Raw genomic sequence first — 14280 nt, 5'->3', positions numbered from 1 at the left:
CCTATGCAATCGAGCAATAGATTACATATGATCGCCTAATTTTATCTGCTGCAACCCTGGCTTTAATTTGATTTCCTTATCCTTCCAAATCAATCTTCCATAAATATTGATAGGTAGGCTAACTGTACCTTCTATTCCATCCTTATTTTTTTTAAATGAAACCTCAATCATTCCAGAAGGATGAGGCATTTGACCGGTGACTTCGTTGAGCTCACCGAGCGCTGGTTGGATCAGTACTTTTCTAAAACCAGCATCATCAGGCACGATGCCACAGATGGTTGCCAGAAAATCATAATTGGGACTTGCGCTCCAGGCGTGGCAATCTGAGCGGGTTGGATCTGGATTTTCCGCAAATGTAGTTAGGCCATTTCGCAACATCTCTCTCCATGGTTTCAACTGACTATAATATAGATCAGCCATTCCGGCTTTTTTCAAGGCCTGATTTAGGTAAAACCTATAATAAAAAGTAGACTGGCTTAATGTTGTATCGGTTAAAACCTGTTTTAATAAAACCTTTTCTCCCGATTTGGGAACTGCGCCAGATAGTACAGCCATAATACTGGCATGCTGACTGAAGTTATTTTTTAATGGCGTATTGGCAACCACTCCTTTTTTTGCATCATAACATAACCTGAATGAAGCAGCGCATAAACGGTCTGCAAGTTCAAGATAGTGTTTGGCCTGCTCATCTTTTCCGTAATACTTAAATACCTTTGATGCCTGTCGCAAGGTATAAGCATATTGAAAGGTAATAATAGAAGAATTTCCATCATTAGCACCATCGGGAACCCCAAAGTCAAATGCGGTATTCCAATCGGTAAAATTCCACCACTTCATGGGTCCAAGCATTTGCTTCTGCTGATCAATGTTATTTTCATACCATTTTAATACCTCTTCAATAGGCAACAGAAACTGTTTTAAAAATGCTTCATCACTTCGGTGCAGCCAATAATCATGAACCATTGATACCCAATAGAGCGAAAACGGCGGTATTACCTGCAGCCTATTGCTTGGATACCTCCCCTGCGTCAATCCTTCTGGAATTCTCGAATGATAAAAATCCAACAATGCCTTGCGCATCAGCCGGTCATCACCTGTAACATATAATGATATTAGCGCCTGAATGCGGGTATCACCCTCATATTGTAACTGCTCGTAATACGGACAATCATAATAGGTTTCTCCGGCGCATAATTCAGCGGTTCGCCACCCGACCTTCCATATATCCTGAAGTGATTGATCATTACTGGTAAAACTTGCCATAGCTTTAAAGGGGTAACCGCTCTGCATACCATAAAAGTCATCGATTATCAGTGGCTGTGCCTTGGTAACAATATCAAGCTGAATAAAGCGATAGGTTCGAAGCCACAACGGCCTGAATAGTCTTTTATCCGCTCCATCTGGATGGAAGATGTCGAAATTCCCTAAAATTTCCTTATCAGCAATATCGTTTCGATTGCCCTTAATGCCATTTTTAAAAAGTGCCTCTGCGTAGGTAAGCTTAACTGATGCACCTTTACCCCGGCTTAAAATCAATTCAGGGTAGGCAACAGTATTAAAATTCTGATCGACCAAAATACTAACATTGCTATTCGGCGGAATCGTTAAACTCGTTGTCCCATTTAAAAAATTACCTGCTGTTTTTATTCCCGAAACCCTGGCGATCTTTCCCATTCGTTGCATTTTTTCGGTAATTAGCGGAATGTTTCTCGGCGCCAGTGTCCATTGATTATCGGTTCCATGACCGATTGTAACAGGACTTGCAATCTGTTGCGGTGTTAACCATTTGGTTGTATTATACTCAGGCTTTTCCCATCCCCAAGGATAACGGATTGCTGATACATCATCACCAGGACCGATCACCATATATGTTTTTAATCGTACGCCGTTATCAATAGAACAGGGCTGATAGGCCTTATTTTCCGTTACTTTCCAGGTTGAATTGGTGTTAACGACGGATTCTCTCTCAGTATCCCCTTGTAATACAAACGCAGTTTGATTGGAGATTTGAGCCACTGGTGCCAGGGTACCCATGTTCCAGACCTGGGCCGCAATTACGTTTTTACCAGATTTTAAATAGGGTGCAATGTCAATACTCTCAAAATACCAGTTGTACAGATCACCCCTTGCTGGACCATTACAAATATCCTTTCCATTTACGAACAAGCGATATCTGTTATCAGCAGAAAGATGAACAATAAATTTTTTGGCAGGTTTACTCAAAATAAAATCCTTTCGAAAATGGTAAATACCATAATCTCTTTGCGATACATTTGGGCAAGTGATCCAAAAAGCCGCCCATGGCTTTGTTAATAATTCAGGATTAACCGGTACATCTTGTGCTTTGCCCAGAATGCCAAAACAAATAAAGGAAAGTACAACAGTTAGTTTTTTGAATGACGCCATATCACTATTATTTATTACACTGGTATAATTGCAAATTAATTTTAGGCAATTTCCTAATATCAGCACCAACTTTATTGCGCTTTTCTACATTTGATGTTATTCTGAGCTTAAATGATTTCCAGTTTTCAAAATATTCATTTAAGCTATGCACAGATGCTTTAATATTGCCTGACTCTGAAATTACACCATTCAGTTCACTTATACCTGTTGTAAAATTTTCATTAACTATATTTCCAACACCTGCACCCAATTTTTTATGGTTATAGATCCCGATCCATGGGGTAAACGGTTTACTGGCATAGGGATTACTGGCCACGGTGTTGTTAATTATTTTAACATTCCTGGCGCCATAAAACGAGATGCCATGCCACATATTGGTTAAAACAACATTGTTTTCAATAACCCAGTTCTCGAAAAAACCATCAAAGCAACCAATGCCCTGCATACCTAATTTCTGGGGAAAGGGTTGCTCTGGATCAAGCTGACTGATAAAAACATTATTTCTTAAAATCACATTTGATACTTTTCCCATTCCAACTTTTCCCTGTTCATCGCTGCTCCAGCTTTGAAAGCCATCGTCATGATTGTCATCAATTCCATAAGAACCTGCAACCAGGTTAAACTCAAATACTGAATCATCAGATAAGCCCCGTATTCCGTCATGAAGAAATCCGTAAATGTTGTTTCCAATTACTTTAGTCCTTGTAGCCGTTTTTGCAACTACAATACCAAAACTCACCTGCTTAAGGTTATTATTTATAAGCGAACAATCTGAACCTTCCACCCTAATTCCCAAACCTGCCCTTGCAAGTATTTTTGCCTCAGACCAGTTATTTACACAGCTATCTGTTGAGCTGATAACAAAATTTTCGATCAAAATAAAACTGGAATTAGCTTTAATAATAACAAAATCCCGTCTTTCAAACCAGCCAGTTTCATCAGGACAAACTTTTAAGCCCAAGATTTTCCAATATCTCCCATTAGCCACCTGCAAACTATTCACTCTGGGAAACTGCCCTTTTCCGGGCAGGATAGTAATCGGTTGATCACCGTTTAGGTTTCCTGAAACGACCGGGTTACCATGATTGCCAGACATCAAAACGATGCTATCTCCCGGCATTAATTTTCTGCTGGTAAGAAATACAGAATCCAAACTGCTCCATGGGGAATCAAGGGTACCCTTATTACTCATTTTTCCATTCAATGGGTTGCAATAACGTTTCGTGGCAAAACATGGATTTAGAAAGAAAAAACCAACACACAACCAGATAATTTTTTTCATAAACACTTTTATTTCAATTCATTGTAACTCATTATTTTGAGGCCCAGTTTATTGATTACCTGATGTGCCCATTCCAATTTCTTACGGTCTTCTGCCCGTTCTTTATTCAGTGATGAAACCACATCTTCATCATACATACCAAGATGGAATACCATTTCGAGCGTCTCGTCCGATTTGATCACATTTAACCGTTCCTCAATATTATTCAAACTCTCAGAAGAGGCGATGAACATGTCATCTGGTGCTTTCAGCTGAATCGTTGTTTCTTTATATTTTCTAAATGCCACATGCTTTTCTACACAAAATTCAGCTATATCATCATAATGATTTCTAAATAAATGATCTTTATGAATATCAATATAATCTGGTTCAAGCCCAAGGATATTTACAAATTCATGCCACTGATTGAGGCACAATTGCTTAATATCTATTTCATTGCTCTCAATTTCCAGATGCAGTCCTAGACTGATATTTTTTTCCTTAGCAAGTAGCTTTAACGAAAGTACCTGTTTCTGTTGACGTGACAGTTGGCCATTAACCATAATGGATACCGATGTTAGCAGATCAGACTGTAGCGCCAGTAATATTTCTCTATTGTATATTTTGCTTAACCCAAAATCGTCTGAAGTGAGAATAATGTTGCCCATGTATCGGTAAGTGGATTTTTATTAGATTAATTTTTCTTTGAAATGATTTGATTTTGGTGCAACCAGCCAATTAGCCTTAGAAACCAATCGTCTTTATTTGTTTTGTTATTCAAGCCAAAGCCATGACCACCTCCCTGATAGAGGTGCATTTCTACGGGAACATTTTTATCGATCAAAGCCTTATAAAATAAAATGCTATGCTCAACCTTTACTACAGGATCATCAGAAGCATGGAGCAGAAAGGTTTTAGGTGTATTGGCATTTACCTGTTTATCCACAGAGAAAAAAGCCATTTTATCAGCCTTGAATTCTGTTCCTAAAAGGTTTTTGGCAGAACTTGACTCTACACCAACTTCAAATGAAATCCTTGGATAAAGCAGCACCAGGAAGTCAGGCCTTATATTTACCTTTAATGGGTTGGGTACATATGATTGATCAAAATGAGTGCCCAGGGTTGCCGCTAAATGTCCTCCGGCAGATGCGCCTACCACCCCTATCCTGTTCTCATCCAATTTCCACATAGCAGCCTGCCCTCTTATCAAAATCATTGCCTGTTGCGCATCCTGCAGAGGACCCATACTTTTATCGGTCATGATGGCATCATTTGGTAAGCGATATTTTAATACGAAAGCGGTAATGCCAAATTCATTGAACCTTTTGGCTAACTCTTCTCCTTCATGTTCAACAGCCAATACCTGATACCCGCCGCCTGGTAGAATGATTACTGCTGCACCATTCGCGGTTCCTTTTTTGGGCACAAAAACAGTTAAGCTTGGTTGGCTAACCAAAGAAATGTAACGTTTTCCATCTTCACCGATGTGTTGCCTCTCTACATATTTTCCATCTGTTTTTGAACCGGGGATTATACCGTTATATAGTGGAATAATTTCTTGAGCCGAGCCCATAAATACGGTTACGATACATAACAAGAAAACTATTGCAAATCTTTTTTTCATAAATTCTGATTTATAGTTGTGCCATCAGCAGGAAGATCAAGCGTCAGTTTTTTTCCATTGATCTGGATTTCAAGTTTTCCACCAGTTTTTAACGGATCACTGATATATATTTTATCTGAGTCAATTAAAACCAGACAGGCTCTGTCAACTTCTATCATACTTTTTGCGAATTTCAAATTTCCATTTTGATGGAATGATGCCATTATGACCCCATCATTAAAACTAATGGCCTGACAAATTTTGGTATTCTTTAAAATCTGCCAATCAGGCCGGTCAATTTCTTCCTGAACCCGATCAGGCTGCGTTGCACCATCAACCAAATAGGCTGCAGATGTATTGTTCTGATGATGGAGCACTACTTTAAAAACCTTTTCTTCTCTTACATCTTTTGATCCTGATTTCGATAGGTCTGACCAACTTCCCTTTACCCCCCCAATGCTCAGATCCATTAACCCTTGAGTTAATGGAATGTAAGTTAGACCATGGTGATGTATCCACTTTACCGGTGTCCTTACTATATTAGTTGAAGGGATGTTGTTAACCGCATTTAAAAACAATGGTGGCTGTATTCGGCTTTGCTCTAACGTGGTGAAAATGCTATGCGGCAAACCTTTCAATGTGATGTCTGCAATTAGACAGAACACCCTGCCCTTATGCACTGACCAAAATTTGCTTGCAGAAAGCTTCGAATCTGCTCCTAAAGTTTCAACATCCATCACCACAACGCCACTGCCATTGGCCTGCACTCCTCCGGCAAAATCTGATCGGGAAATGCTTGTAGCCGATTCAAAATTTGTTACACCCGGTAATTTATTCCAGTCCCAGAACGGCATCAGATCAGTATATTCCTTTCCATTTTTAATAAAATAGGTATTCCCTGAATTCAGGAAAGTACCCTTTTGGTTTTCTCCGTTGATTCGTTCGGATACTTCCGTTTTAGTGGATATGGTTTTTAAGAAAAAACTAAAACCGGATTGCTGATAGGCGGCAAAATCTGAAAAAGGAAAATATTTAAAGCCTTTTAAATTTTGCTTACCGCCTTTTTGGAATTGAAGCATTGCATCCAAATCCAGGCTTCTGTATTCCTTATCAAGTTGAGATAAATAAGGGATCAACCTGGAAATATCCTGCTTTAAAAAACCTTTACGGCTTACTGCCCTATCAATACTGCCTGGAGTAAGAAAAATGCCACGTTCCATCCATTGCCACCCTTCTAATAAAAAATCCTTCAGAACGACTATTTTTTCAACTGGGAATGCCCAGGGAGTTCCATCAAGTTCATAGGCCAGCCTGATGTTTTCTTTTATAAAAGCAGCACCATAATGATGGGTCTGCAACCTGTTACCATGTTGGTGATAACTGTAATCGAGCATTATGCCCTCTCCATTGCCGACCTTAATTTCCTTTGCCAGCAGTTTGCTGGCCTGGCTTACCAGGGAGTCATTCTGGGTAAATAAACCGTAATGCAGGCAAAGATCAGCGCTCCACGTTAAATTGGCACCGGTAAAATTGGGCCTGATCCTAAATTGCCCTAAAATATTCAATGCTTGGCTACGCTGGCGGGCTTTCAGAAATTCCCCATCCAATGTGATAATATCCCTCCAAAACTGCGGTACACCAATCTCGTTATACCACCAGTTTGAATTTCTATAAACTTTAGTCAACCAATGATCCAGTGCCTTGGAAATGACCCTTTTTGCTGAATCATTTTGATAATAGACATTTCCTATTTTTTGATAGGCTATGGATATTTTTATAATCCGATCGAGATGTTCGGTTGTTTTCCATGAGGAAGAATTTTGATCTGCGTAATCCACATCCGGCCATTTTCTGCTTTGATCTAAAGTGGCTAACCAGTTTTTAACGTTTTGAGTAGAAGTTGTATCTAAATCAATTAGAAAAGTTTTGTATCTATTGATTACCTGATAATAAGGCAGCTGACTTTGAGCCATTTGAAAACCCAAAGTCATTACTACCAAAAACCAACCAAGTTTTAATTTATTCATTACTTAAGTTTCAAGAGCTCGCTACCCGCCATCAGAAATGCTCCGGAACCATATTCCTGGTTATCATCACTCTTTACTGCTTCGGGTTTTGATCCAATTTTCTGTACCCAGGTAAGTTTTCCCTCAGCTGTTACCTGATCGTTCAATCCCCTCCATCCCTTTAAAACAATCGGCAAGTATTTGCCTTTACTCAAATACCCATGGTTAATTCCCCAGGCGAGGGCAAAAACGTAAAATGCAGAACCGCTGGTTTCTTTATTGGTGTATTCGGCCGGATCTGCCAGGTTTGGTCGCCAAAGTCCATCTTCCTGTTGAAGCGTCGCTATTTTTTCTACTATCTTCAAATACAAATCCTCGAATCTTTTATAATTGGGGTCTACTTTTGGTAAACGCTCCAATACCTGAACCAATCCCCCCAATACCCATCCATTGCCTCTAGACCAGAATATTTTTTTTCCATTAGGTGATCGGCGCTGAAAAAAGCTTTTATCCCTGTAGAACAGATTTTCATCCTTATCAAATAGGAAGTCAGTGGTATCCCACCACATTTTGCTCATAAATATATTATATTTTTGGTTGCCAGTGGCTTCGGCCAACCGTACCAATACAGGAGGCGACATAAAAAGGGCATCGCACCACCACCATTCTTCTCTACCTGGCCTTGGGTTATTGACCAAAGAATCATAAACACTTTTGGTATCCGCAATCGCCTTAGAATCTTTAGTGACGGCATAAATTCCCAGGTAGGTTTGCCCACGGGTATGATCATCGGCATGGCGATACCGTTCTGCTAACTTATAATTCAAACTTTCAGACCAGCGAACAGCTTCGTCGAGATATTTTTTATCTTTTGTGGTTTCGTATGCACGGATAATTCCGGCGTAAAACACACCTCTTGCCCAATCGTCGTGATTCTTTGCATTGCCTACTACGGGATTTTCAACCTGCCAATTGAAAACTTTCTGCATGGCAGTTTTGATCGATTTCGGGCTTGGAATACTGATATTCCGTTTCTGTACAGCACAAGCTGAAATTAACGATATTGCAATCAATAATGTTAGGATACTGATTTTTTTTAACATGTTTCTTAATTAGGGTTCAACGGTCAACTTAACCTGTTTAATGACTTGGCTATTCTCATCCCGACTTGCATTTGTTGCAATAAAGGTAACGGTATAAGTGCCGGGAAAAGTGTAAACGTATGTATAATTGGCTAAATAGGTGGTCGCTGTTTTCAAACCTAGACCCGTATCCGTGGAAACAGCGGATAAATTAAAAGGCCTGCTGATTATCCAATCTTCATTGTCTTCATTTACTGCATCTGTTCCAGTGCCATTAATGGTAGCCTGCCCGGTGGTGGGTACACCCCATATTACTGTTGGATTCTTAACGTCCACACCAACCCATCCTACCTGGCCAATAGCTGAGATAACAGACGTTCTTCCCTCCGGCAAAACATTGTTGACATTAAAAGTACGTAAGAACCAGGATGGTTGTTTAAGTGTAGGGTGAAAATATCCCTGATATTTAAACGCAAGATACAGTGGTTTACCTGCTGCCTTGAAATCAGAAAGATCAATCGTTCCGGAGGCCGTGTTATCCGTTCCTATAGATAAGGTGGCTCTCGAGGTAATATCCGTCCAAGATGCAGCTGCAATTCCCGCGACATCATATTTACCTGTAAAATTTGTGGACGCCATTAATCTAAGGGTGTTCGTTTCCCCTGTGTTTTGTACAAGCGTAGTAAAATTCAGTTGAGGCAATCCTTCGGCAGTGATTCTGTTTCTAAAATCGTAATTTTCTCCAGCAATGCCTCTATATACAGAAATTAGATCAGGGTTTCCTGAAAATCTAAAGTTCACTTCTTCACCGACTTTGTAGGTCGTTTTGTCTACAGACACATCAAATTCAGGCGCATCAACCGATAACTTTTTACAGCCGGCGAGGGCAATCAGTGCGATAAGAACAATATAAATTCTATGTTTCATTTTCTTTATTTAAAGTTATGCTTTGTTTATAACCAACCCGGGTTTTGGGTTAGCAATCTGTTTAATGAAATTTCTGACAATGGAATTGGCAAAAGATTGTGCTTTTCAGATATGTTGTCACCAGGACGAGAAGCATATTTAAAGGCTGCAATATATCTCAATGTAGCAACTGATGCAGAATTTTTCATACGTTCTACGAATATGCCCCATCTGATCAAGTCGCCCCGGCGAAGGCCTTCATAGCACAGCTCACGCGATCTTTCATCAATAATAGTCGACCTGAATGCCGTTTGATTTGCTGTTTCAGCAGGGATTAAATCCGCATCCGTAGCAGTTGATAAGTTTACAGTTGCGGTCGCTCCGGCACCGGTAGTACCTGATATGGTGACGGTTGGCACTGAAGTGTAAAAGGCTCCGGGTGTAACAACGGTTATGGCGCTTACCCTTCCATTAGCTATGATTGCAGTAGCTGTTGCCTGAGTGGTAAAACCGCCGCCATTAATCGTAACGTTTGGAACTGTAGTGTAACCTGAACCACCGTTGATTACGTTTACAGTAAAGACATTGGTACCATTTAAAACTTTCCCAGCACCACGTTGCCTCACCAAATTCACGTAATTTATACTCTCTGCATTGGGTCCTGAAATCTCATTCTGTGCCTCCGCATACATCAGCAACACGTCAGAATAACGCAACAAAGGGAAATTGGCACCATTGTAATTTCTGTTTTTCGGTGTCAATAACTCATATTCTCTACGCCATTTTCCAACGCTTTTTGCTTCTGCAACCGTTTGAAAAACTTTGGTTTTAGTAGCTCCACTGTAATAGTACGATCCAATATTCCAATCGCGACGTAAATCTTGTGGTTTATAAATATCGAACAGTACACGGGTTCCGTTCCATTGACCATAACTGTTTCCAATTTCATCATTCGTTCCGGCTAATCCGCCCAAAACACCCAATCTGCCAGTTTCATTTACACCAGATTGTAATAAGTTACCTGTAAATTCTACTTCCCAGATGCCCTCCTTTATATCGTACTTATCTTGCATGTGATTAATGAAGATTTGCTCATATGAAGGATTTAAGCTATGAAGTCCCGAGTTGATTACCATTTTAGCCCATTTTGCGGCATCGGCATATTTGGTTTTATCATTCAACGGGTTTCCTGCCATTTTTAAACAAACCCGGGCAAGTATGCCCTGAACAGCACTTTTGCTAACTCTACCAGCAAAATTATAGGCTGTGATCGGTTTTACCAGTCCTTCAGCGGTTGTCATATCAGATAGTATTTGGGCATAAACGTCTTTGAGAGGTGTACGTGCTATCTCAGGATTATTAACAGATTTTGTGGGTTCCAAGATCAGAGGCACATCGCCAAAGTTGGAAGTCAGCAGATAATAATAATATGCCCTTAAGAAAAGTGCTTCCCCTCTTACTACACTTCTGTTCGCTTCTGGCATTGATGGTTTATCTATATTTGCCAATAGGATATTTGCCCGTTCAATACCGGCATAAAGTGCTTTCCAGATTCCTGCAACCGAGCTATTGTTGGAATCGTAGTTGTAAACCTGTACACCTAAGGTTGTGGTCGATTGTCTGTAGAAACTCTCATCGGTCGCCACTTCAAATTGTGACCATAAAATCTCACCATACAAGGCTGCACTGCCCATAATATCATAAACCCCAACTAATGCGGTGTTGAGTTCTGTTTCGTTGTTGAAGTAATTTTCAGGAGATACAAAATCCTTGGGAAGCACCTCTAAATATTTTTTGCAAGAACTTATACTGAAAACGAATACAAGTAAAAGCAGTGATAATTTTGTTTTCATCTTTCTGACTTTATATTTAAACTAAAAAGTTGCATTGATACCAAAAGTTAGTGTTCTAGCCCTAGGATACGCGGAATAATCAAAGCCAGGTGTAAGCGTTGAGTTTTTAACCGACACCTCTGGATCAGGACCGCTGTAGCCCGTGATGGTGAAAATGTTCTGTGCCGATAAATAGGCCCTTAATGATTTAACTTTAATATTCTTCAACACAGCTGATCCTAAACTGTATCCGAGTGATACCGTTTTTAATCTTAAGTAAGAACCATCTTCAATCACTCTTGATGAATAATAAGCAGGCCCTTGTCCGCCCACTCGATTGAGTGTGTTGCTTGGATTGTTTGGTGTCCAACGGTCGGCGTAGCTTGCATATTGATTAAGCCCAACTGCCCCAGTGGCATTCCCTTCAAAAACTAATCTGTTTGCGTTAACAATATCATTACCATAAGACCACTGCAAAAACACATTCAAATCGAAATTTTTATAGTTAAAGTTATTTGAAAAACCGCCCACATGAATGGGATAAGCCCTACCAATCTGAGTTTGATCCAGTGTATTAACCACACCATCACCGTTCAGGTCCTTGTATTTTATATCTCCAGGTTGAACTGCCGTCCGGGCGCTTCCATTGTTGACTACATCTGCTCTTAATGAATACCTACCGTCCGGCAACTGGTCAAAATCACTGAACTGGTAAATCCCATCAAATACAAATCCGTACATAGCGGCAATGGGATTGTTCAACTTGGCCACATAAAGTGGAACCCCCGTATATCTCCGTTCCCAGACTATTGGCGTTTGTAAAGATTCCTGGTTATCTGCCAATCCAAGCAACTTATTATCATTAAAACTGATGTTAAAATTTGATGACCAGGTAAAATCCTTTGTTTTAATGTTTACGGTGTTCAATGTAAACTCTAAACCCTGGTTCCGCACTTTGCCAATATTTTTAAAAGCATTTGCGTAACCTGTTGTGGTTGGTAAACTTGCATTTAACAACAGATCAAAAGTTGTTTTCCGATAGGCATCAAAAGTAAACTGAATCCTATCCTTAAATAGGGATAGATCGTAACCAATATTTGTAGTAGCGGTAGTTTCCCACTTTAAACCCGGGTTGCCAATGGCCATTGGGATAATTCCTTTTACGATGCTGTTGTTAAATGCATATGCTGCCATTGGCTCTATGATAAAGGTTGAGTAAGTAGAAAAATCACCTATCCTATTGTTACCTGTTTCACCATAACTGATTCTTAATTTTGCATCGTTAATAAATTTAATATTTTTCATAAATGGTTCATCGCTCATCCTCCAGGCAAATGCACCCGAAGTAAATACACTCCATTTATTGTCATCCCTGAATTTTGACGACCCATCTGCCCTAACTGTAGCGGTGAACAGGTACCTTGATTTGTAATTGTAGTTTACCCGGGCCAGGCCCGAAGCCAATGTTGAACCAGTAGCGGTTGAAGTAATTGTCCTAGGCGTTCCCTCATCCAATCCGTTGATTCCTAAACTTTCATTTGGCACTGCAACAGCGGTATAGCCATAACCCGTTGCATTTATACCCTGTAAGGTTGCACCCAAAAGCACATTTAAACTATGGTTTTTATTGAAGTTATTATTATAGGTCAACGTATTTTCATTTACCCAGTTATTCACCTGCCGATAAGCAATTCCACCATTTACGCCCGATGCACCTAAGGGGCCAAAGGGACTTCCCGAACGGGTAAGGGTATTATTGAAGCTTTCGCTTCTGTTCTGGTTGTTGTTCAAACCCCCGGTCACCCTCAATTTCAACTTAGATGTAATCGCGTAATCAACGTAGGCATTGGCAATAATGCTGTTGTTCACATTTTTACGATATTCGTTATTTACCGATGATATTGGATTGAAACGATAGTTTACAGTTTCATCGATCTCCGGATCGAACAGTTCATTTAAAAGATCGGCATTGCTTCCACTGACTGGTCTGTATCCCCAAACACTGTACATTAGATTGGTACTAGCATTAATCTGTGAGGTAGCAGATGATGGTGTGGTACCGGTTATATTGATACTGCTGTAATTGGCATTGATTCCAATTTTAACCTTGGAATTTAGTTCCTGATCCAAAGTTACTCTGCCTTGATAACGGGAAAAGCCGGAATTTATAATTACCCCACCCTGTCCAAGTGCCGAAGCGGATACACTGTATCGCGTCTTAGCTGTTCCACCGCTGATTGAAAGATTATTGCTGTGCATCAATGCATCCCTATAAAGCTCATTTTGAAAATCAATACCCTCAACGTTGCGGTAGGATTCCAGATTTCTGCCATTGTTGAAATAAACCGCAGCTGTAGTAATTGGGTCAAGGTCGTTTTGTAAGCGAACAAATTCGTAAGGTCCCATCATTGTCTCCCTTTCGGAAACCCTTTGGACAGCCACATATCCGTTGTATTTTACCACGGGCTCACCGATAGCACCTCTTTTTGTGGTAATTACAATTACGCCATTAGCACCTCTTGATCCGTAGATAGCAGTAGATGAAGCATCTTTCAATACCGTAATGGTTTCAATTTCCTCAGGATTGATCACATTATTATTGGGATTATCAATCGGAAATCCATCAATAACATACAAAGGTGTATTATCCTGCGTAACGGAGTTGTTTCCCCTAATCACAATATTATTGGATATACCCGGCTGTCCTTCATTAGAAGAGACTTCCACACCTGCCACCCGGCCAGCAAGTGCATCATCGAATGATTTAACAGGTGCTTTTTGCATATCCGTAATATTCACCTGAGCCACCGATCCGGTTAGGTCTTGTTTTTTGACCACCCCGTATCCGACCACAACCACATCTTCCAACCCTTGGGACAAGGAAACCAGGCGAACGTTAATCTCAGTTCTCGTTCCAATTTGAATCGTTTGTGGTATATAACCTACATAAGAAATAGCCAAAGTGCTATTTGATGCAGGAACCACCAAAAGATAGTTGCCATTTTGATCACTGACCGTCCGGATATTGTCACCAGCTCTCACATTTACACCGGGCAGCGATTCCCCAGTTTTCTCATCCGTTATTTTCCCCTTCAGTTGCCTCGTCTGCGCATCGGCAACTTGAGCGAACAGAAAGGATACTATTAACATCAATAGAAGTTTTCTCATATAGATATCGAATTAT

At 40.2% G+C, this 14280-nt stretch carries 9 protein-coding genes; all 9 read right to left on the bottom strand.

Annotated features, from left to right (window positions below; translation table 11 throughout):
* Window positions 1-21 precede the first annotated feature (21 nt).
* Genes LUA91_RS01710 through LUA91_RS01670 form a run of 9 tightly spaced genes read right to left on the bottom strand, consistent with a single transcriptional unit; the run spans window position 22 to window position 14246 of the window.
* Window positions 22-2406 carry an alpha-L-rhamnosidase C-terminal domain-containing protein gene (locus LUA91_RS01710; protein WP_231424219.1) on the bottom strand — a complete coding sequence of 795 codons (2385 nt, stop codon included), beginning with the start codon at window positions 2404-2406 and terminating at the stop codon, window positions 22-24.
* 7 nt (window positions 2407-2413) lie between these two features.
* The gene (locus tag LUA91_RS01705; protein ID WP_231424218.1) at window positions 2414-3688 is read right to left on the bottom strand and encodes a right-handed parallel beta-helix repeat-containing protein; all 1275 of its coding nucleotides are present in this window, start codon (window positions 3686-3688) and stop codon (window positions 2414-2416) included.
* Window positions 3689-3696: 8 nt separating this feature from the next.
* Window positions 3697-4335, bottom strand: a complete 639-nt coding sequence (locus tag LUA91_RS01700) for a ChbG/HpnK family deacetylase (RefSeq protein ID WP_231424217.1) — start codon at window positions 4333-4335, stop codon at window positions 3697-3699.
* 26 nt (window positions 4336-4361) lie between these two features.
* Window positions 4362-5291 carry an alpha/beta hydrolase gene (locus tag LUA91_RS01695; protein WP_231424216.1) on the bottom strand — a complete coding sequence of 310 codons (930 nt, stop codon included), beginning with the start codon at window positions 5289-5291 and terminating at the stop codon, window positions 4362-4364.
* Window positions 5288-7297 (bottom strand): polysaccharide lyase family 8 super-sandwich domain-containing protein, encoded by a 2010-nt coding sequence (locus LUA91_RS01690; protein WP_231424215.1) that lies wholly within the window; start codon window positions 7295-7297, stop codon window positions 5288-5290. The genes LUA91_RS01695 and LUA91_RS01690 overlap by 4 nt, the downstream gene beginning before the upstream one ends.
* Window positions 7297-8379: a glycoside hydrolase family 105 protein gene (locus LUA91_RS01685; protein WP_231424214.1), complete on the bottom strand. Its 1083-nt coding sequence runs from the start codon at window positions 8377-8379 to the stop codon at window positions 7297-7299. Before LUA91_RS01685 ends, LUA91_RS01690 begins: the two co-directional genes overlap by 1 nt.
* Window positions 8380-8388: 9 nt before the next feature.
* The gene (locus LUA91_RS01680) at window positions 8389-9285 is read right to left on the bottom strand and encodes a DUF5017 domain-containing protein (RefSeq protein WP_255717738.1); all 897 of its coding nucleotides are present in this window, start codon (window positions 9283-9285) and stop codon (window positions 8389-8391) included.
* A gap of 26 nt (window positions 9286-9311) precedes the next feature.
* Window positions 9312-11117 (bottom strand): RagB/SusD family nutrient uptake outer membrane protein, encoded by a 1806-nt coding sequence (locus LUA91_RS01675; RefSeq protein WP_231424212.1) that lies wholly within the window; start codon window positions 11115-11117, stop codon window positions 9312-9314.
* Between the two features lie 21 nt (window positions 11118-11138).
* Window positions 11139-14246, bottom strand: a complete 3108-nt coding sequence (locus LUA91_RS01670; protein ID WP_231424211.1) for a TonB-dependent receptor — start codon at window positions 14244-14246, stop codon at window positions 11139-11141.
* Window positions 14247-14280 lie beyond the last annotated feature (34 nt).

It is taken from the genome of Pedobacter sp. Leaf250 (assembly GCF_920984735.1).
GTDB lineage: Bacteria > Bacteroidota > Bacteroidia > Sphingobacteriales > Sphingobacteriaceae > Pedobacter.
The sequence above is the reverse complement of the archived record's forward strand: the minus strand, read 5'-3'. Positions and strand labels throughout refer to the sequence as shown.